Here is a 19,673-nt window from a genome sequence, read left to right as displayed (position 1 = left end):
TGGGAACACATCCCGCGCAATTACATTATTCCCAATAATTACCAGGGGAACATCCTCACCAGTCCCCACAGATGCCAAAATAGACTCTACGGATTTAACCTGAGTCCCTAAGAAGTCCTGAGTAAGTATATTTTTGGAGATAGTAACCAGGGGAACGTTCACAGAATCACTTGAATCTGGTATATATTGTGACTTGAGATTCAAGGTAGCAACATTCTGAGATGGTTCATAAAATACGTATTTAAAATCTATATTTTTAACAATGGTAATCTGTGGAATATCCTCAGAACAGGGTCGCAGTGAAGGGCTAGATTCTGCGGGGTTGAGGTCAGCAGGTAATACATCTTCAGTCGGTACATTTTCTGAGGTAGTTACAACCTGGAAAACACATGATGAGAACATCTCAATCAAGCTGGAAACAAAGGGTTAGAAGAATGCAACATCTTCCCATTCAAAGACTAATTCTAGTTTAGGTGAGGATGCCCAATAGGGAGCAGGGAAAAAATTATTGTGCACTTCATTACTTAGGGAGTAGAGTCAAGGAAGTTTTAAAAGTATAATTACCAGCTGGTAAAATTTGCCGGTTAAACAGTACTTCCATACCTATTAAAAACCAATTAGGTTCAAAAGCTAAATCATCCCCATCATTGCCAGCTTGTAACAAAACAGGGGTACTTCTGACCGCAGTTCCCTGTGTACCACTACCCACTACACTCACCAAGGGAGTAATAGGATCATTCGCTACATAATCGTTAACATCAACGCTAGGTTTACCTCTGTATAAAGTGGTAATTCCAGTGGAAATGTCATTATTTATGTTAGAAGTAGAACCTGCTACTACAAATTCAGGAGAAGTAATGATGGCATAAGTTCCCTCTAGGTTATTACAGGTTAACCTGACTTTGGCAAGAGTACCTCTGTTAAAGTCCGCAACCAAAGAGGTGGTATCCCCACCACTGAAACTGACTTGGAGACTTCCATTTGTATTAGCAGTAATAGTACATTCTTGAGCTACTGCAATCGTAAACTCAAAATCCCGAGTCACCTGGGCCAGAACTAAACTACCCCGGGTGAGGATGGTAATCCAAATCACGGCGATGAGTATAACTTTAATTATACGGAAAGTATTGACTTGTACAAGGTACTGATTAACGACCCTGACTACAGGATTCCTATTTAACAACATGATGAACTTTTAAGGGGAGTTATTGGTATTGATATATACATTTACCCATTATTAATCAAATCACAGATGTGAATTTTGTACATCGATCTGTACTTCCTAATTATCATGCTATAAACGTCTGATACGATATACTAAAGTACTAGTACCATAAATAAATTTACTTACAGAATTTATGTGTTTTCTGGGTGGGGAGTAGCACCCTGACTTTACCTCGACTTCAGACAAAATTAGGGAATTATCCTGTTTAAAGGGGTAAAAAACGGCATTTTTTTTGCTAAATTACAGCCATGGAAACAAAACAATATCCATATATCCATCAAGTCTATCTTCCCTAGGAATGAACCCCTAGGGTAATTACATTTATTTTGTGAAAGAAATATATCCCTATCTTGCAGATAATCATGATTATTACCCCAGGGTATATTGAAAATCAACTACATAATCAAGCCTTTTTCAAGCTAATAAAGTACACACCAATTCCGGTGTTCGGTATGTTCCCTGAAACTAAAAAACTTTTGACCTCACGACCATGGAAAATGCTATAATTATATGATCAAGATACTTTTGGCAGAGGATGAGCATTTACTGCGCCAAGGCTTAAAATATTTACTGCAGAACAAATATTCTGATTTACAGATTATTGGTGAAGCAGAAAACGGTATAGAAGCCATCCAGAAGGTGAAAATTTTAAATCCTGATCTAGTGATCATGGATATTTGTCTACCTAAAATGGATGGACTGGCTGCTACTAAAATCATTACCCAAAAGTTTCCCCATACTAAGGTAATTATTCTTTCTAGCTTTCATCGTCAAGATTATATCGACGAAGCAATTAAATTGAAAGTTAGTGGTTATTTATTAAAAAACATTTTCTTAGAAGAGCTAGTTGACTGTATTCATTTAGCTATGAAAGGTTATATGCAGTTTAGCCCTGGAGTGCTGGACAAGTCCGATTTTCAGGAGCAAAGTCTGGGAAAACCACCAGAGTGGGATTTACCAATGAGTACAAATATGCAGGTAAAAGCTGCAATGGAGAGATTAACTAAACGGGAGAGAGAAGTATTAACTTTAATAATTCTCGGTTGCACTAATCGTCAAATTGCTCAGAAACTGTTTATTTCTGAAAGAACAGTTAAAAATCATGTTACCGGGATTTTAACCTGCTTAAATGTTTCCAGTCGTGTGGAAGCAGCAAACTTAGCTAGAAGCTTTTTATCTATAGCAACCGCCAAGGTAATTTAAGCATAAACTATAAGTAGTCCCTTTTCATGTGAAGCGATCGCTTGCTACAGGTATATGCCCAAGCCGTACAGTTACGACCTTCGTCAAAAAGTAATCCAAGCGATTGAACTCGATGGCTTGAAGAAAACTCAAGCCAGTCAAATGTTTAATATTAGTCGCAACACCATCACCCTATGGTTGAAGCGAAAAACCGAAACGGGGGACTTCCAAGCCTTGCCTAATCAGCGTCCTGGGAATGGTCACAAAATTACCGATTGGGAAAAATTTCGTGAGTTTGCTTCCGTACATGGCGATAAAACCCAAGTAGAGATGGCCTCACTTTGGCCTGAAGAAATTAGCGATCGCACAATCTCAAGAGCTTTGAAAAAAATTGGTTTTACGCGAAAAAAAAGACTTATGGCTACCGTGAGCGCGATGAGGTCAAACGACAGGCTTTCGTAACGCAGTTGTCTGAGTTACCTGTGGAGAAGATTGTATACCTCGATGAGTCAGGAATGGACAACCGAGACCAGTATGATTACGGTTGGAACTCAAAAGGACAGCGCTTCCATGCACTTAAATCAGGTCGTCGTGAAGGTCGGGTGAACATAATTGCCGCGCTGTGTAACCATAAGCTGATAGCTCCTTTCACTGTTGAGGGTGCGTGTAATCGAATAGTATTTGAGACTTGGCTTGAAGCTTGTTTGCTTCCCACACTCAAACCAGGACAGGTTGTGGTGATGGATAATGCCACATTTCATAAAGGTGGGCGCATTCAACAACTGATTCAGTACGCAGGGTGTGAAGTGCTGTACCTACCACCTTATTCTCCAGACCTGAATCAGATTGAAAAATGTTGGTCTTGGTTAAAAAGTCGAATCCGCAAAAAACTTGAGCGGTTTGATTCTTTACGAGATGCCATTGAGGATGTCTTGCTTTTTGCGTCCTAACCTCCTTGGCGGTTGCTATATAAATTCTGACCAAAATTCTGACCAAAATTATTATGTTACGGAAGTTTCAAAAGCTGAGTTTGTTAGCTCTGAGTTTGGGTTGTGCTTTACTAATTGTTTTATTTTCCCTACCGACCGCAGCTCAAGTCAGTCTGTCTCCCTTGATGGTAGTGATGGATCTGCAAAATGGGCAAGGACAACAATTAATCACTGTTCGTAATCGTACTGATAAAGCCTACCGGGCGCGCATCTATACTGAACCGTTTACTTATACTTCCAATGGGTTGCAATCCCTCAGTAGCAGTGATATGGACTTGACACCCTATCTGGTTTTTTCCCCTAGGGAAGTGGAACTGCAACCCAGAACAGAAAGGAATGTGCGCTTAGTCGCTAGGGTTCCCCGGGAGATTCAAAATAAGGAATTACGGGCGGTTCTCTATGTCCAAGACCTACGGGAGGTGGCATTAACTAGCCCAGATGCGATCGCCCAAGCGGCTATTAGTAGTAGAATTGGTATGCCTATCTATGCCAGAATTGGCAATGTGGCACCCAGTTTAACTGTTGTCGATGCTAAGTACCAACCTGATCAAAAACGGGTGGCGATCAGGGTGAAAAATACTGGATTAGGTTCTACCCGAGCTTGGATAAATTGGACTTTGTCCGGTCAGGGACAACAACCCATAGAAGGTAAGGAAACACCCTCTTCTATCGTTGCTAGTTCCCAAAGAGATATTTACATCGAAAATAATCCCGCTGTTGCATCTCTCAAACCCGGTACCTATCAGTTAAGTGGCTCCCTAGACACGGAACGGGAACGGAATCAGCAGACTTTTAAGTTTAACGTTGCTTTTGAGGTTCCTCAACCCAAGGGGCGGTAAAGGGATAATGGGGAATTACACCCAGAAAAGGCAGAGCCATGTTAACACAAGGTTAACATGGTCTAAAGATACTTTTATTATATTTGATGTGGTGGCGGGAAGTGGATTTGAACCACTGACCTTCGGGTTATGAGCCCGACGAGCTACCAGGCTGCTCTATCCCGCGTCGCTTCTTGACCTTTACAGTATAACCATAAAGCCAGAAGTTTGTCAACTATAAAAATGATAATTCTCCAATGACTTCCAAACGCTTGTATTTACCCAAAATCATAAACTGCTCGCTCAGACTTTGGGCGGCGCTGGGACTAATCCAGCCCATTTGTTGCAGCAGGTGAATAGCCACGGCATATTTAGCCCGTTTTGCCCCATCCATGACTTTAATAGTTAGTCCCATACCTTCCCCCAGCCTACCAATACATTGCACTCCTTCGGCACCGGACTTACTGACTAGTTCACCGGGGGCTAACCCCATGAGTTCGGTGTCAAATTCCCCAGGACCGGCTACCATGGAGGCGTGATGAGTCATAGCTCTGACAATGCGTTCCATATCCACATTGCGACTGGAGGCTAACTGAGCATATAAGGAGGCCATTTGACTGATTTGCATCAAATAGGTGGGAGCGCCGCAGTCATCATGGGCGCTGAGGAACTCCTCGGCGGGCATACGTAGCAGTTCGGCGACTTTACCCAAAATTAACTGCTGTACGGGGTGCTTACGTTCTAAGTAGTTATTGAGAGGCCAATGGCGTTGTTGACAAACGGCTAACATCCCCGCGTGTTTACCGGAGCAGTTATATTCTAGGGGACTATTTTTACCTTGGGGTTGGGGACATTGGAGAGCCAGGGGGTCAAGGTCAGCCCGCCACAGGACATTAAATACCTGTCTCACCTGGGGGATGGTACCCTGGTGGGAACTGGTAATAATCGCCAAATCGCGATCGCTCAGATTATAGCGTTCTAGGGTGCCGGTGGTGGTAACTGCCAGTGCTTGAAAAGGTTTGAGTGCGGAGCGGACAAAGGCGGTAGTTTCGGAGTTACCCGCCACGGACAGCACCCGTCCCCGTTCATCGCAGACAACAGCCTGGACTACATGGCGAGATTCGACAATTCCTTCCCGTAGGAGACGGACTTCTATAGATGTAGCTTGAGTGCGTTTTCCCATTGTCATGGGTGAAAATTTATTACCTTTTGTGATGATGGAGATGATTTAATTGTTAGTCATTGGTAAGTTACCAATGACCAGAGGAAGATTTATGAGAATTGCCAAACTATAGTACCAATGAGAAACATTGCCGCCAAGATAGTGGCAGTCAATGTTAACCGCCGGATAATAGGCTTAATTTCGTAGGAGACAATCAAGCGATCGCGCATCATGATTTCTTGGGGTTTAGTCCAAGTTTGGCCATCATACCACCCCGACTCCTCATAAAACACAGTGGGATTGTAGAGGCGATCGCGAATATACAGCCAGCCCAAGAACAACCGCGCCAGCACCAGAATCACCCCCACACTTGCACCGGCAGCCCCACTGAGGATAAAATGGGTCAGGTCTTTATGTGGGGGGAAACTAGCCGCCGCCACAGGGCCTGCTACCAACCAGGAGCAACTCCAAATCCAAACCAGCCTGGTGAGATAATCGCGCCAATTCAAGATACAATCACAAAACAGCCAAGATGTTTTCAACTGTTCATACTCATTGAGAGGCTGTTGTTCAGTAGGAACCGGGCAATGGGAAACTGAAGGCCTAATCATGGTAGCTAACCCTCTCCCTGGTGTGAACCCTCTAAAGAAATGCGTTCTGCATGACCCCAGAATGCTTCTAAATTATAAAACTCTCTTTCTCCTGGCATCATGATGTGAACAATCACCTCGCCATAATCAAGCAATATCCAACTACTATCAGCTTGGCCTTCGGTGTGCAAGGGCTGTCGTTGCCATTCCGCTTCTACTTTGTCCTCAATAGCCGCGGCGATCGCTCTGACCTGTACCCGAGAGTAACCGGTCATGATCACAAAGTAATCAGCCAGATAAGATACATCTGCCACCCTGAGAACTAGGATATCACCCGCCTTACGTTCCCCAGCTGCTGCAGCGATAGTCGCCGCCAAATCTTCACTCACCTCTTTGGTTTGAGCCTTTAGTCCCCGGATTGCACTTTGGCTGTGGGAGACGGACTGTAATGGTAAATTTCCTTGGAAATAATCAGACATTAAACCTCAGGTGTTTTGTCCATTGTGTTACAATTCTACCCAATCACTGATTTACTTGCCAACAAACTGCCTAGCAAGTATGATGTGCTGGTTTTTTTGCATCCTAACAAAAAAACGGGGTTTCTGGTTTAAAATGCACATTAACAGAGCTAACCAGTGAGCAGGCCAATCATCACTGAAATAGCTATACTCCAAAGTATACTGAATTTTTCTAGGGCTCGATTTTATGACATCCTACGCAACCTCCTTTGCTAGAGCAGAAATGGGCGAACTGCGGCGGTTAAAAGGCTTACTACCGCCAGAATTACAAAGCTGGGTGACCGTTGAGGGGACCTCCGAAGTTAACCCACCGCTGATCCGCTGTGAAGAAATTGGTAAAGACCAAGTAGAGATTCAAATTGACTTGGTGAAATGGGATGCTCTAGCAATGGATCAGCGCAATCTGTTGTTCTGGCACGAAGTAGGGCGGATTCAAAATGATACAATCCCTAAAGATGGTTGGGAAATGGCAGCATTGGCCATTGGGTTAGGCGGTGCTGTGGGTGAATTGTGGGTACAGGATGGATTATTACTAATATTAGCCCTAGCCCTGTGTGGAGTTTCTGGGTGGCGATTATATCAAAAGAATAATGGCGAAAAGCAAATGAGGGAGTTAATCGCGGCGGACGAAAAAGCGATCGCCCTAGCCACCCGTTTCGGCTATAGTTTACCTAACGCCTACAAGAGCCTAGGTAGTGCCTTAAAAACCATGATTGACACGACCCCTAGTAAACGCCAACGGAATCGCTACGAAAACCGACTATCTGCCCTCAAACGCAGTGCGAACAAAGCCAAAGCCAAATCTAGAAGCGGTGATGAAGGCTGAATGTAACAGCAGGGGGGTGGTGCGCCCCCCACAAGGGGTAGTTTACAATTGATTTAACATCTTATGGGTTTGAGGTACAACCCTGACCTGGGGTACAAAACCCTTCATCATAGCTTGCCATAATAAAACCTGTTGGGGAGTAGGTGCTAGGACACCCCCCAAAGGTGTGACCGGTTGTAAAAATATGGGAATATCTGGACTCACACCCGCCACCAATTGGGCCGAACGTTGCAACTCCGCCGGGTCTGTCTGCTCAGAAATAATTATCTTGACAAAAACCTCAACTTGTGCATCAAAGCATAATTGTAAAAAGTTTGTATGTTCTGGCCAATAGGTTTCACCGCTGACACTGGGCAGTTTTAAATCCATACCCACAGAGTCCAGATAGGGCAAAATCATGGCCAGCTGTTCTGGGCGATGTCCTCCAGACTCCAAATATATAGGCAATTGGGTAAGAGATCGCACCTGGGGCAAAAATTCCTGTAAGAAGGCTGCATGAAGCAGAGGCTCACCCCCAGTCAAGCTAATGCTATCGTGGAGAAAAGGTAAATTTTGCCTTTCCACCCATGCCATTAAAGTGGTTAGACAGACAGGGTTAGAGTGAAATTCAAAGTCGCGCAATCCAGGCGATCGCTCTATCCGACAAGTAGTCGGTGCATTCCAAGTATGGACGCTATCGCAGAAGTGACAGCGCAAGTCACATAAAGCAAAGCGAATAAAAAGTTGACGGGTCCCAACATGAAATCCTTCCCCTTGAATAGCAGAAAAGACCTCCATCAGGCGTGCTGTAGATTTTACCGTAGTTTTAGCAGTCATGGGATATGAGTAAGGCGATCGCGCTGCGTCGGCACAAAAGCGGGTATGTTTTTTTTACTTCTTGTTCTATTGTGAACCGTCGCCGGCAATCTCGGCTCAAATCTTGATCAACTAACTCCTGAATCTTTCAGTCCACAGATGTCAGACAAGATTAGGTAACCTGCTAAGACAAAACAATTTTTTCCGGCTGACATTTACATAGTAACGAATACATAGCAACGAAAGTGCAGAGTTTCATGACTACCCAACTCACACAGGAAGACTTTTCGGTTACTTGCTTCCAGGAAACTGTAATCGTGCACATACCCACCCGGTTAAGCGTGCTTGAGGCGGTTAGCTTTAAACAGACCTGTCAAGATTTAACTCAAGGAAACACCCCTCCCAAGCAAATTATTATAGATTTTCACCAAACCACCTTTATGGACAGTAGTGGTTTAGGTGCCTTAGTCAGTAACTTCAAACACACCCAAGAACAAAGAATCCTATTCACCCTACGAAACGTCACCCCCCAAGTAATGGCGGTACTCAACCTCACAGGACTAGATCAAGTCTTCCCCATAGAGTCTAGCAGGGAAATTACACACCCTCAAGATGTCACACCCAGCCGGGGACTAGTCGAGCAATTACCAAGGACTCATCCCTCAGTAGCATCTTGGATGAAAAGATTTATAGATATTATCGGCGCTCTAGTGGGTTTACTCATTACAGCAATTTTATTTATACCCATAGTCCTAGCGATTAAACTGGATGACCCCGGCCCCATTTTCTTTAGTCAAGTCCGCTGCGGTTGGATGGGGAAACGGTTTAAGATTTGGAAATTTCGCTCCATGTGCGTAGATGCGGAGGCGAAAAAATCCCAAGTTAAGAACGAAGTTCAAGGAGCATTTTTTAAGAACGAGAATGACCCCAGAATTACAAAGGTAGGTAAGTTTCTACGGCGTACCAGCCTAGATGAACTACCGCAATTTTGGAATGTGCTCCGAGGGGATATGAGCTTAGTAGGTACTAGACCACCCACACCGGACGAAGTAGAACGCTACGAAGTGCCAGAATGGCAGCGTTTGGATGTCCGACCCGGTATGACGGGAGAATGGCAAGTTAATGGACGGTCTAAGGTACGCAGTTTTGAAGATGTGATTCGCCTAGATTTGCAGTATCAAAAAAATTGGAGTTTACTATATGATTTTAACTTAATTCTTAAAACGATCGCCATTTTATTTAATAAAAACAGTGGCGCAGTTTAGGTAATTTTCCATAGTGGGTTAGTCATATCCTCGACTTCTTCGGTGTGTTCATATCCCCGACTTCTTGAAGAAGTCGGGGATCTACAGCGTATTTCATCTGAGTAGGTACAAGGGCGGGCAGGATGCCCACCCCACAAGATTTATGATATTAAGGTGTATACTTTATTTTTTATTTACTTGAAAAGTTTTGTATATCTTTAGATAGATGACAAAATTTATTTATACCCCATAGTTGTCACAATTATTTAGAGTTTACTATTATACATATAGTGTAAAACCAAGAAAAATAGAATTTAATGGCGATTCTGACGGTTATTGATGGGGTTGTTTTCAGTCCATTGGCGGGCAGGGGTGGAAATTTCTGATTAAGAACATATAGTACTGTAATATACAATATTATCCACTAGTACCAGATGGGGTCAATTCTCAGGCACTGTAGGAATATAGAACACAGAAGCTCTGAAGATAAAACAATGTCTGCAATTCCCAGAGTAACTGCTGTTTGTGCCTTTTAGCCTGGATGTTTTCACAACGGCGTTAATAAATCCACAGTCAGAAATAGGAAAATTTACACAATTAAATTGGGCACAAAAAATATGGGTAAAGCAATTGGGATTGACTTAGGGACTACAAATTCCGTAGCAGCATTTAAATTGGCAGAGGTAGAAGTTGTTACAGCAAATGACAACACACCGCCGGAAAGAAAACTGACAAAATCGGTTGTAACTTACGACAAAAATAAATTTGTTGTCGGAGATCAGGCTTACAACGAACTCAGAGCTAATCCTGAAAATGTAGTAGTTTCCATCAAGCGATTAATGGGTAGAGGTTTTGCAGACCCAGCAGTGCAAAAACAAACGCAAGGAATTGGTTATAAAATTGCCCAACCTAGTCAAGGGACAGATAACAGTATAGCGATTTTATTAGCAGGTGAAGAATTTCAACCAGAGGATATCTCAGCGGAAATTCTTAAAAAAGTGGTGCAAAATACCCAAATTTATCGGCAGAGAATGGGCAAAACAGATGAAGTGATTGATCAAGCTGTGATTACTGTCCCTGCTTACTTCAATGACAAACAACGACACGCCACCCGCATAGCTGCCCGTAGAGCTGGATTAAACCCTTTAGAACTACTACCAGAACCCACTGCAGCGGCTATATCTTATGGTTTTTCACCAGATAGCGATGATGTAAAGACCATTTTAGTATATGACTTTGGTGGTGGTACATTTGACGCTTCGGTGATTACAGCGGCCGGAACTTCATTTATGGAACTGGGGAAAGCAGGAGATTTGTGGTTGGGGGGAGATGATATAGATTCCCGGATGATCAAGTTTGTGAAACAGCAAATTGCGCAGCAAGAGGGAATCTCTGATATTGACAGTTTAATTGCCCAGATGCCGCAATATCAAAGAGTGAGATTTAATGCTGACCTCAAGATAGCAGTGGAACGCACCAAGGTAGAATTAAGTAATGCCACAGAATCCCTGGTGGCTCCTGCAACTCAGTTACTCGATGAATTAGGAATCGCCATTCCCGTAGAAGTAAAAATTACCCGTGAGCAGTTTGAAGAATTAATTACCGATTTAGTAGATACTTCCATTGAGATTTGTCGTCAAGCATTACAGTACGCGGATCATCACCTAGATATGGTGGATATAGTCCTGTTAGTAGGGGGTTCTTCTCAAATTCCCCTGGTAAAACGTAAAGTCCAAGAAACCTTTGGAAGGAATAAAGTGGTGGTACATCCGCGCCCGATGTACGCTGTAGCAGAAGGTGCAGCTATTGTGGCGACTGGATTAATAGACAAAGTAACCACGGTTTCCCGTGATTATTTTATTCAATTAGTAGATGGTCCATATAAGGTCATCAAGCAGGGTGACATTTTACCGGTAACAACATCCCACACTTTTAAAACTGTAGTGGAGGGACAACGTTTAATTCACTTTCAGTTTTTTAGCCCCGATGAAGTCAGGGAAAATTTAGTTGGGGGGAAACATCATGAAAGTATTGGGGATATGTGGTTGGGTTTGGAGAAAAAATACCCAGCTGGAACAGAAATTGTGGTTAATCTGGAACTGGATGAACAAAACAGCGACTTGCGTATGAGGGCGACTTTAACAAATGACCCCAGTGTCAGTGTTAGCTGCACCTTTTCCCATGGCAAAGCTGACGAAAAAATTTATCGGGAATTAGAAGAAACCATTACTCAACTGAATAATGAAGGATTAACAGATTTTGGTATAGAAGCAGCTCTGGAATTAGCAGTACCAGTTGTAAAGTTAACTAACGAAATTATTGATCCGATCACGGGACAAGAGCGCAGGGATTATTTTGATCGTGGTAGAAGCGGCTTGAACAAACTGCAAGTCTCTATGTCTAGCCAACGTTTAGAAGCAGAGGCTCTGGTCAAGAAATGCGATCTAGTTATTGAATTATGTGGCTTTTTGATTCCCCAAGCCCAACAGGGAAGATTACAAAAACTCGGCCAAGAGTTACAAAGGGCGATCGATACTAATGATGTATCCAAAATGGAGTTTGAGAGTGAAAATGCTCAGAGGGAACTGCGTAACCTCCCGGATGAGGTCAAACTAATTCAACTGATCATAATAGCCATTCGCCATGCAAACGCCGTTGCACCAACCCAAGGTAGTGCTATGGCTGATAAATTAGACCGCGTCCTATGTGCCATGGAAAAACAAGACCAACGAGAAACTCAGCGGTTGTTACAGGAACTACAACCAGATATAGAGTATTGGGTAGGTCAAGAATTGCCCAGTAATAGCATTGTCACAGGACTAAAGCGATGACAATCAAACTGAATTGTCCTGTATGCGGCTACCAGGGAATAGAGAGTAATACTTGTCCTAATTGTGATACTGACGTGGCTGTAATTCGTATGCTCCTAGAATTACCACCAGTGGAGAATCGGGCTGCAATCTTCAACCTGAGCAGATGGCAATTAACAGCAGCGTTATTACTGCTCCTGTGTGGGTTTGGTTTAGCTTCCTGGGGTGGACTGATATTCCCACAACCCTTAACTGTAATGTCTGACAGTTCAGTGGTAGTTGATAGCAATGATCCCCCAGAACCACCAGCTACACCTTTGGAACCTGCACAACCAACTACTTACACGGTCAAATCGGGAGACAACCTAAGTAGTATTACAGAAACATTATGCGGTAAAGGTGTTCATTTTGCGGTTATGGTTACAGCTAATCCCCAACTTAAAGGTCGAGAAGACCATATAGATGTGGGAGAGGTGTTTAAACTCCCCAATTGTCAGGAGGGAAATTGATGAATTTTTTGCGTAGTTTAGCTGAAACGTGGCGACAAATGGGTTATATGGTCAAGATGACATTTGAGGCCGGAAAATTAGCACGAAAAGGTCATCTGCGCCAAGCCATTGCTGTTACTCAACAATCCCTTGCAGTCGTCTCTCAACAACAGAGTTATTGGCAGAAATATATCTTAAATACTCTGTCAAGACTACTGAGTTGGGAATTATTACGTTGGGAGCAACTAGTAGCAGATGCAGATAAACTCATAGCACAGGCTAAAGCACTTTTAGCTGAAGATATTGGCAACCCCTTAATAACTGAAAACATTGTTAGAGCCATTAGTTTATATCAGAAATGTGCTGGTATTTTAATTGATGAAGATGTAAATCAGGCAATAAGACAATGGGAAAATGAGCTGCAACGGCGCCAGCAATTTCGGGAGTTATTAAACCAAGGTGAATCACAAGTACAAAATTGGGCTTTTAAACCGGCTTTAGTTAACTATAAAAAAGCTGAACAACTCTACCAAACTTCAGCTGTTCAACGGGCGATCGACCAAATTCAAGCACAAATTCATCAAGAAAAAATTTATGAATCTGCCCTACAAAAAGTACAACAAGGGCAAAGAGAAGGTAAACTACTCTCAGCCTTGAAGCTTTTGCAATGCGCCCATAGTAAATTTCCCCGGCCAGCTGAATTACCTTTACTAAAGCAACTGCAAAAAACCGTCACAGGAAGACAACACTTCCGCCAAGGCTTACAAGCGGAGAAACAAGGGAATTTTCCCGAGGCAATCAAGTTTTATGAAAGTGCTAAACTACTCTTACCAGAGGTGAGCAATTGCCAGATTAGATTAGGGTTGATAGCGATTAAAACCCATAATTGGGCTACCGCATTGACGCACCTTCAGGGAATAGCGGGGGAACAAGCTTCTTACCTGAGAGGATTTGCCTATGCTCAACAACAAGATTTACAAACAGCTTACCGAGAATGGCAAGGATTATCAGGCCAGGTCATGACTGAGCAACGAGAAATACTCAAAAGTCTGGCTGAAAGAAAACGCCTATTATGTCTCCAGAATATTGAATCCCAAGTTAATAGTAATAATCTATACCAAGCACAGATAGCCAGTCAAGAGTTTATCCAAACCTTTGGTTCCTACCCTATAGTAGAAGATAATCTCAATCAACACATTAGTCCCCGTCTAATCACTGAACTTTGGCAGCAGGGAGACTGGGAAAAAATTGTCAATGAGCTAGAAAAACAGTGGTTATCTGAACCTAACATCACAACCTTGCATAATTGGGCAGTGGCAAGATATTATCATGGTCAAAGTAACCCTCAACATTTACCGGATTTAATCATTGCTTTATCAACAGCAGTAGCAAATTTAAACCATGACCCTACCCTGCAAAATGTACCTTGGTTAAGTCAATCCGCTGATGTGACATTAGTTGCTTCAGAATTACAGTCTAAATTAGAGGCAGCAATTGATACAATTAAAGACAGTAATATAAATTACTACTTAGAATTACGCGATCGCCTGCGCTTAGAATTAGCTGCGCTGAAACTGATGGGTAACCCCCCAACATCGGGGATGCAAGTCAATAATATCTGGGTAACCCCTGGTTGTCACCGGGTTTATATGACTAAATCCTCAGTCCCCACAGTTAATCAGATAGCCCCTAGCCAGAAAATTCTCCATTCCCTGTATACTAGTTGGGGATTAGCAGTAGCGGCTTGTTTAGCAGGGGATAGCTCCAGAGCCATAGATATCCAACCCCATGGGAAACCTCAGAACAAGGTAGAAACATTTGCTCAAAAATTTGTTGCCTATCACGAAGGGTGCTATAATCTACAACAACAAAATTGGCGCCAAGCAGTGATCCCTCTCCAGACAGCACAATCAGAAATTCCACTCATGGAGAATTGGGAACCAGAAATAGATAGACTATGCGGATTACAACGTCAGAGTATATCGGAATTTTCAGAACATTTGAGTTTTGCTCAGTTTTGGTATGACTTGTTAAAAAGCCAACCTGCTAGGAGTTATTTAGGGGAGTATAAAGCCGAAGAAATCCGAGAACAAATTGTTGAGGAAAAAATCTCATTGACCACAGCTTTAACCAAACTCCGAGAACTGCGAAAAATTGATTCTGAAAATCCTATCGTCCTGGATCTAATTTCCACAATCGAATTTCACCAAGAACTAGAAGCAATCAACAAATTAGTCAACAGTGGTCAACTGGAAGAAGCTATACAACGGGCTAAAAGGTCTAGTCATCAACGCATACGTGAGATTGTCATGTAAAGTGTTGAAATATTACTGAAAGCTCTTCAAGCTAAAGATTTAGGCTTTGAAGATTTGTATTTGAAGATTTGTATAAGTTATGTGGTTGGGCTTACGAACTTTCTCCCCATGAACCAGCCCTCCAAGAACTTTATCACAGTCTAAACCTATATTAATCAAAGGTGTGTCATGGAATATAATCCCTATGATATTTTAAATGTATCTACTGCTGCCTCAAAAGCAGAGATTACAAAAGCTGTAGCATTGGCAATGAAACAAAAACAATATCCTGTAGATGTCATTGCTAGAGCGCAAAAAGCCTTGATGAAGCCAGAACAACGGATTATAGCCGACTATTTACGTCCTATAATACCCACTATCGAGCAGTTTAGATACAGCGATTTATCTGCCTTACAACAAGGGACACCCAGGTTAGATTTATTACCAGGATTTGATGGATTAGAGGAAGCGATCGCCCAAGCTCACGCACAAGAAGAGTTAGAAAAACAACTTATAGTATATTAATATTATGTTAAATTGGATTTTATCTAAGTCAAGCTCACCCCCAACCTATCATCTGAGTGAAGAGCAACGCAATCAACTCTTAGAAAAACTCACTCATCTGGAAAAAGAAAAAGTAGAATTACAGCAGTCTCTGCGAGAACAAACCACCCAAGCTGGTGCTCAAAGTGAAGATTTATTCTTAGAACTGTTGGAAGTTGTGGATTCAGTAGAAGCACTATTAAACTATTTGCAAAATAATCCAGACCCTACCCCAGAATTTATTCAGCGTCTACCGAGGTCAGTGGGAGCGGTGCATCGAAAATTTCTCAGTGTATTAAAAAAGCAGCAAGTCCAACCCATAGAAATAGTAGAAAATACCTCACCAGACTTTCAATTGTGCCGTGTAGTGGAGCGGGAAGTGCGAAATGATTTACCAGACCAAACAATTACTAAAATCACCCGTCGAGGATTTTATTTAGAGGAAAAAATCCTGCGCCCCACAGAGGTAATCACTTCTAAAACTGATGAAATCAAACAAAATGTTGATAAAATGTAAACATCCTAAAAAGGATTTACAGCAGATGTTCAGAAGAACCGAAAAAAACACCCTAACTTGAAATAGTTTTGTTATTCAAATAACCGAGGAACACTGAATCTAAAATAAACATGGCTGTATCCGCTGCTATGTTTTTGATCAGATAACGCTGAGATAATGATTGTAAGCCATTGATTAACTCTGTCGATGACAGTGTAGATGACAGTGATAAATTTTTCCGTAAATATTCCCTAGATACAGGTTGTTGAGATTTACTCATTTCTAAGACTATTTTCTGTTCTATAGCTGATAATCTCTCGAATAACTCAGTTAAATAAATATTCATATCTTGAGTAATTACTAGGTTATTTTCCCCTAAAAACTCCCTCACATTACCAGCAAATAAATTGCTGATTAAACTAGCAATATCTCCCAGATAAATAAAATTACCGTTATAGAGTTTGATTAGTTGTAGTAATTCCTGCTCCGAATGGGATGTTAAACCCATATTTTGGAGAATTTCTATATTATATAAACCCGACAACTCCCAACATTTACTGACAGATGAACCGGGGGATAATTCCTGATTTAGACACCGAATATCTGGAGGTTGTTCTTGACTAATTAAAATCATCGTACTTTGATGTTCAAATTCTGTGAACATCTCAAATAACCCTTGATAATCTTGATATTGAGGTTGATATTTTCCTGCAAATTCCCCAGGAGTAAAGAGGGTTTGGACATCATCAAATACAATTAAGCACTTTTGCTCGCGCCATAACTGGGAAAATTGGTAGATGAAAGATTGATCTGGTAAATTAGGTGTGATAGTTCCCGAATATTCTGTAATGACTTGATGTAATAACTCATTCACGGAAGATGGATATATTTTAAGATTTCTCCAGATAATTAGTTCAAATTTCTGTAAGTTAATATCAATAAACTTTTTGACTAAGGTAGTTTTGCCAATTCCCCTTTGTCCCAATATGGCTATTAAGGGAATATGATGATTTAATGTCCAGTTTTGTAATAATTCTAGCTCTTGTTCTCTTCCGTAGAACTGGGTAACTTTTGGCGCGAGCTTTAAATCATAATAAGTTTTTATAGATTTTTCAGTGTTATCAGGTTGATGCGGTGGTTTATTTTGGGGATGATGGGGTTTTTCATAATTAGAATACCAATTATTATTATTATTAATATTTCCGTAATTAAGAATTTTAGAGCAATTAGAATAATCTCTAGCTCGTTCTAAAGTCCAACAGAAATTAGACTTATTAATATTTTCTCCCAAGTGTTGAGATAAGATTTTAAATAACTTACGACTCTCATCACCAATATAACCTTCATCGTAATCATAGGTTTCTGCAATTTGCTTATAAGTTCTCCCTTTAAACACCTCTTCAATAATCTTTTTTTGTAAATCATCTAAATGCTGCTCTGTTTCAGTAAAGACTAAATTATCTACAAATTGTAAAATTTCGGTAACATTCATAAGAGGATGTTTGGAAAGTATTAAACAGGTAATTTTTATATTAGGGAACAGGGAACAGGGAACAGGGAACACACCGAAGGATTGGGAAGGATTGGGAAGGATTGGGGAACACACAAAAAACAATAAAATCCAGTCCCCTCCCCTTACAAGGGTAGGGTTAGGGTGGGGTGAAACAATAGTTGATACACTAATCATGACTTATCAAACATCCTCTAAAACTTAGAGTCAGTAGCACCTGTAGGAATTATAACTTAATTCCCCAGGATATAATCAGGTTTTTTCAGGTATTTAGTTAATATTTTTTAATAGAACATCAGATAATACCAGGTGTTTTCTACTATGGCAAAAAACAATTTAAGTATAAAAAGGGTTAATCAGGGTTAAACCAAGCAGTATAACTGGAGAAACATCATGGTTAATCAACTTTATTATGGGGATAATTTAGAGGTTTTAAGACGTTATATAAAAGATGAGTCTGTTGATTTGTGTTATATTGACCCGCCTTTTAATTCTAAACGCAATTATAATCAAATTTATAATAATATTGGCTCAGAAGATAAAGCCCAAGCTCAAGCATTTGTGGATACATGGGAATGGGACGACCACGCTATTCATGGAATAGAGGAAATTTATAATAATTACCATGGTTTATTTACTCAGCAATGTATTGATTTAATTATCGGGTTAGAAAATGTTTTAGGGAAGGGTAGTTTACTTGCTTATTTAGTGAGTATGAGTTTAAGAATCACGGAGATTCACCGGGTTTTAAAACCTACGGGGAGTTTTTACCTACACTGCGATCCTAATGCGAGTCATTATTTAAAGTTAATTTTAGATGCTGTTTTTTGTTCTCAGGGTGGGGATTTTAGAAATGAGATTATTTGGGGTTATATTGCTCCAAGCGCTGCAAAAAAAGACTTTCCTAGAAAACATGACGTTATTTTTCGCTACACAAGAAGTCGCAACTTCATATTCAACGATGATTATATTAGGATACCTTACAGTGAGGAATTTATTAAAAGAAGACAATACTCAGAGGGTAAATCGGGTATTTATGCAGATAGGTCATTAGGTAGAGATGAGAATGATTTAAACAGTTTTTCAAAAGGTAAAATACCCCCTTCTTGGTGGACAGATATAAGGTCAGGTGGACAAATGCCAAGAAATGAACGTTTAGGTTATCCTACACAAAAACCAGAAGCACTACTAGAAAGAATCATCAAAGCGAGTTCTAACGAGAATGATATCATACTAGATGCCTATTGTGGATGTGGGACAACAATAGCAGTCAGCCAAAGACTAGAACGCCAATGGATAGGGATTGATATCACCTATCAAAGTATTAGCTTAATCTTAAAAAGATTAGAAGATAGTTTTGGGAAGGGAGTATTAGAAACCATAAATCTGCATGGGATACCCAAAGATATAGAAAGCGCGATCGCATTAGCTAACAAAACAGACGATCGCACCCGCAAAGAGTTTGAGAAATGGGCAATCTTAACTTACAGTAACAACAGAGCAGTAATTAACAGTAAAAAAGGTAGCGATGGAGGTGTAGACGGGATTGTTTATTTCCAAGGTAATGATCAACGTGAGAAAATGATTTTTCAGGTCAAATCAGGGAAAGTCAAATCAGGAGATATCCGAGATTTACTGGGAACAATGACTCTACAAAATGCTAGTATTGCCATATTTATCACCCTGCAACCTCCCACGATTCAGATGCTTAAGACTGCAAAAGAAGCGGGATTTTACCAAAATCAATACATGAGCCATAGTTGTGATAAAATCCAGATTGTGACGGTGGCGGATATTCTGGAGAACAAACAAAGATTAAATATCCGTTTAAGTTATGAAGTGCTCAGAAGTGCTGAGAAGCAGAAGGAAGTTAAGGTAAGTCAAACAGAGTTGGATCTGTAAGAGGATGTTGGAAAATTTATGATTAGTGTATCGAATATTATTTGACCCCACCCTAACCCTCCCCTCTTGAGGGGAGGGGACTGGATTTAAGGGATTAAATGGGGTAAAGATGTAATGAAAATTACGGCTGAAAACTTATGCAATAACCTCTAAAATATTGATAAAATGTAAACAGTCTTAAAATATTTCATGGTTTATGACTGTAAAATCACCCAGCCAAGAAGATAAATTACAGCCAAGCACCGATAGCAACACCAATCAAGAAAAAGTTCTCTGTGTTC

General features: G+C 41.1%; 18 protein-coding genes and 1 tRNA gene. 11 read left to right on the top strand and 8 right to left on the bottom strand.

Going from position 1 to position 19,673, the window contains the following annotated elements; translation table 11 throughout:
• Positions 1-402: hypothetical protein (locus tag IM676_RS06270; RefSeq protein ID WP_200989415.1), on the bottom strand; the 402-nt coding region annotated here is incomplete at its 3' end.
• 118 nt (positions 403-520) lie between these two features.
• Positions 521-1,186 carry a hypothetical protein gene (locus IM676_RS06265; RefSeq protein WP_200989414.1) on the bottom strand — a complete coding sequence of 222 codons (666 nt, stop codon included), beginning with the start codon at positions 1,184-1,186 and terminating at the stop codon, positions 521-523.
• A 549-nt stretch (positions 1,187-1,735) separates the two neighbouring features.
• Between IM676_RS06265 and IM676_RS06260 the strand changes: the two genes are divergently transcribed.
• The 3 genes from IM676_RS06260 to IM676_RS06250 all read left to right on the top strand — a co-directional run bounded on the left by IM676_RS06260 (position 1,736) and on the right by IM676_RS06250 (position 4,235).
• On the top strand, positions 1,736-2,428 hold the full coding sequence (locus IM676_RS06260; RefSeq protein WP_200989413.1) for a response regulator: 693 nt from the start codon (positions 1,736-1,738) through the stop codon (positions 2,426-2,428).
• A 54-nt stretch (positions 2,429-2,482) separates the two neighbouring features.
• Positions 2,483-3,357, top strand: a protein-coding gene (locus IM676_RS06255; protein WP_200986959.1) for an IS630 family transposase whose coding sequence is annotated in 2 segments (ribosomal slippage) — positions 2,483-2,812 and positions 2,815-3,357 — 873 coding nt in all. Because the reading frame shifts where the segments join, the coding sequence is not laid out codon by codon here.
• 53 nt (positions 3,358-3,410) lie between these two features.
• Entirely contained in the window at positions 3,411-4,235 is an 825-nt protein-coding gene (locus IM676_RS06250) for a fimbrial biogenesis chaperone (protein WP_200989412.1), read from the top strand.
• A gap of 89 nt (positions 4,236-4,324) precedes the next feature.
• On the opposite strand, the gene IM676_RS06245 is transcribed toward IM676_RS06250, so the two are convergent.
• The 4 genes from IM676_RS06245 to rsfS all read right to left on the bottom strand — a co-directional run bounded on the left by IM676_RS06245 (position 4,325) and on the right by rsfS (position 6,445).
• Positions 4,325-4,401, bottom strand: a tRNA-Met gene (locus IM676_RS06245).
• Positions 4,402-4,449: 48 nt separating this feature from the next.
• A complete protein-coding gene (locus tag IM676_RS06240) occupies positions 4,450-5,403 on the bottom strand; it encodes an asparaginase (protein WP_200989411.1) in 954 nt (317 codons plus the stop codon).
• 83 nt (positions 5,404-5,486) lie between these two features.
• Positions 5,487-5,987 (bottom strand): CGLD27 family protein, encoded by a 501-nt coding sequence (locus tag IM676_RS06235; RefSeq protein WP_200989410.1) that lies wholly within the window; start codon positions 5,985-5,987, stop codon positions 5,487-5,489.
• A gap of 5 nt (positions 5,988-5,992) precedes the next feature.
• Positions 5,993-6,445, bottom strand: coding sequence for a ribosome silencing factor (gene rsfS, locus IM676_RS06230; protein WP_200989409.1), 453 nt, complete (start codon positions 6,443-6,445; stop codon positions 5,993-5,995).
• Between the two features lie 226 nt (positions 6,446-6,671).
• Here rsfS and IM676_RS06225 point away from each other — a divergent pair, with 226 nt between their 5' ends.
• Positions 6,672-7,310, top strand: a complete 639-nt coding sequence (locus IM676_RS06225) for a DUF3318 domain-containing protein (RefSeq protein WP_200989408.1) — start codon at positions 6,672-6,674, stop codon at positions 7,308-7,310.
• Positions 7,311-7,352: 42 nt separating this feature from the next.
• On the opposite strand, the gene IM676_RS06220 is transcribed toward IM676_RS06225, so the two are convergent.
• The gene (locus IM676_RS06220) at positions 7,353-8,126 is read right to left on the bottom strand and encodes a 7-carboxy-7-deazaguanine synthase QueE (protein WP_200989407.1); all 774 of its coding nucleotides are present in this window, start codon (positions 8,124-8,126) and stop codon (positions 7,353-7,355) included.
• A 236-nt stretch (positions 8,127-8,362) separates the two neighbouring features.
• On the opposite strand from IM676_RS06220, the gene IM676_RS06215 reads away from it, so the two are divergent.
• From IM676_RS06215 to IM676_RS06190, 6 genes are all read left to right on the top strand, one after another.
• A complete protein-coding gene (locus tag IM676_RS06215) occupies positions 8,363-9,370 on the top strand; it encodes an anti-sigma factor antagonist (RefSeq protein ID WP_200989406.1) in 1,008 nt (335 codons plus the stop codon).
• A 596-nt stretch (positions 9,371-9,966) separates the two neighbouring features.
• On the top strand, positions 9,967-12,180 hold the full coding sequence (locus IM676_RS06210; RefSeq protein ID WP_200989405.1) for an Hsp70 family protein: 2,214 nt from the start codon (positions 9,967-9,969) through the stop codon (positions 12,178-12,180).
• Positions 12,177-12,668: a LysM peptidoglycan-binding domain-containing protein gene (locus IM676_RS06205; RefSeq protein WP_200989404.1), complete on the top strand. Its 492-nt coding sequence runs from the start codon at positions 12,177-12,179 to the stop codon at positions 12,666-12,668. Before IM676_RS06210 ends, IM676_RS06205 begins: the two co-directional genes overlap by 4 nt.
• Entirely contained in the window at positions 12,668-14,962 is a 2,295-nt protein-coding gene (locus IM676_RS06200; protein ID WP_200989403.1) for a tetratricopeptide repeat protein, read from the top strand. Before IM676_RS06205 ends, IM676_RS06200 begins: the two co-directional genes overlap by 1 nt.
• A gap of 168 nt (positions 14,963-15,130) precedes the next feature.
• On the top strand, positions 15,131-15,466 hold the full coding sequence (locus IM676_RS06195) for a hypothetical protein (protein ID WP_225880461.1): 336 nt from the start codon (positions 15,131-15,133) through the stop codon (positions 15,464-15,466).
• A 4-nt stretch (positions 15,467-15,470) separates the two neighbouring features.
• A complete protein-coding gene (locus IM676_RS06190) occupies positions 15,471-16,001 on the top strand; it encodes a nucleotide exchange factor GrpE (RefSeq protein WP_200989402.1) in 531 nt (176 codons plus the stop codon).
• 52 nt (positions 16,002-16,053) lie between these two features.
• On the opposite strand, the gene IM676_RS06185 is transcribed toward IM676_RS06190, so the two are convergent.
• The gene (locus IM676_RS06185; protein WP_200989401.1) at positions 16,054-17,472 is read right to left on the bottom strand and encodes an AAA family ATPase; all 1,419 of its coding nucleotides are present in this window, start codon (positions 17,470-17,472) and stop codon (positions 16,054-16,056) included.
• Positions 17,473-17,883: 411 nt separating this feature from the next.
• Between IM676_RS06185 and IM676_RS06180 the strand changes: the two genes are divergently transcribed.
• Positions 17,884-19,392: a DNA methyltransferase gene (locus tag IM676_RS06180; RefSeq protein WP_200989400.1), complete on the top strand. Its 1,509-nt coding sequence runs from the start codon at positions 17,884-17,886 to the stop codon at positions 19,390-19,392.
• Positions 19,393-19,673 lie beyond the last annotated feature (281 nt).

Source organism: Anabaenopsis elenkinii CCIBt3563 (genome assembly GCF_015245355.1).
GTDB classification, from domain to species: domain Bacteria; phylum Cyanobacteriota; class Cyanobacteriia; order Cyanobacteriales; family Nostocaceae; genus Anabaenopsis; species Anabaenopsis elenkinii.
The sequence above is the reverse complement of the archived record's forward strand: the minus strand, read 5'-3'. Positions and strand labels throughout refer to the sequence as shown.

Bases quoted from the DNA above. Each gene is read 5' to 3' on its own strand.
- IM676_RS06265 (WP_200989414.1), bottom strand. From the start codon at position 1,186: ATGTTGTTAAATAGGAATCCTGTAGTCAGGGTCGTTAATCAGTACCTT.
- IM676_RS06260 (WP_200989413.1), top strand. From the start codon at position 1,736: ATGATCAAGATACTTTTGGCAGAGGATGAGCATTTACTGCGCCAAGGC.
- IM676_RS06250 (WP_200989412.1), top strand. From the start codon at position 3,411: ATGTTACGGAAGTTTCAAAAGCTGAGTTTGTTAGCTCTGAGTTTGGGT.
- IM676_RS06240 (WP_200989411.1), bottom strand. From the start codon at position 5,403: ATGACAATGGGAAAACGCACTCAAGCTACATCTATAGAAGTCCGTCTC.
- IM676_RS06235 (WP_200989410.1), bottom strand. From the start codon at position 5,987: ATGATTAGGCCTTCAGTTTCCCATTGCCCGGTTCCTACTGAACAACAG.
- rsfS (WP_200989409.1), bottom strand. From the start codon at position 6,445: ATGTCTGATTATTTCCAAGGAAATTTACCATTACAGTCCGTCTCCCAC.
- IM676_RS06225 (WP_200989408.1), top strand. From the start codon at position 6,672: ATGACATCCTACGCAACCTCCTTTGCTAGAGCAGAAATGGGCGAACTG.
- IM676_RS06220 (WP_200989407.1), bottom strand. From the start codon at position 8,126: ATGACTGCTAAAACTACGGTAAAATCTACAGCACGCCTGATGGAGGTC.
- IM676_RS06215 (WP_200989406.1), top strand. From the start codon at position 8,363: ATGACTACCCAACTCACACAGGAAGACTTTTCGGTTACTTGCTTCCAG.
- IM676_RS06210 (WP_200989405.1), top strand. From the start codon at position 9,967: ATGGGTAAAGCAATTGGGATTGACTTAGGGACTACAAATTCCGTAGCA.
- IM676_RS06205 (WP_200989404.1), top strand. From the start codon at position 12,177: ATGACAATCAAACTGAATTGTCCTGTATGCGGCTACCAGGGAATAGAG.
- IM676_RS06200 (WP_200989403.1), top strand. From the start codon at position 12,668: ATGAATTTTTTGCGTAGTTTAGCTGAAACGTGGCGACAAATGGGTTAT.
- IM676_RS06195 (WP_225880461.1), top strand. From the start codon at position 15,131: ATGGAATATAATCCCTATGATATTTTAAATGTATCTACTGCTGCCTCA.
- IM676_RS06190 (WP_200989402.1), top strand. From the start codon at position 15,471: ATGTTAAATTGGATTTTATCTAAGTCAAGCTCACCCCCAACCTATCAT.
- IM676_RS06185 (WP_200989401.1), bottom strand. From the start codon at position 17,472: ATGAATGTTACCGAAATTTTACAATTTGTAGATAATTTAGTCTTTACT.
- IM676_RS06180 (WP_200989400.1), top strand. From the start codon at position 17,884: ATGGTTAATCAACTTTATTATGGGGATAATTTAGAGGTTTTAAGACGT.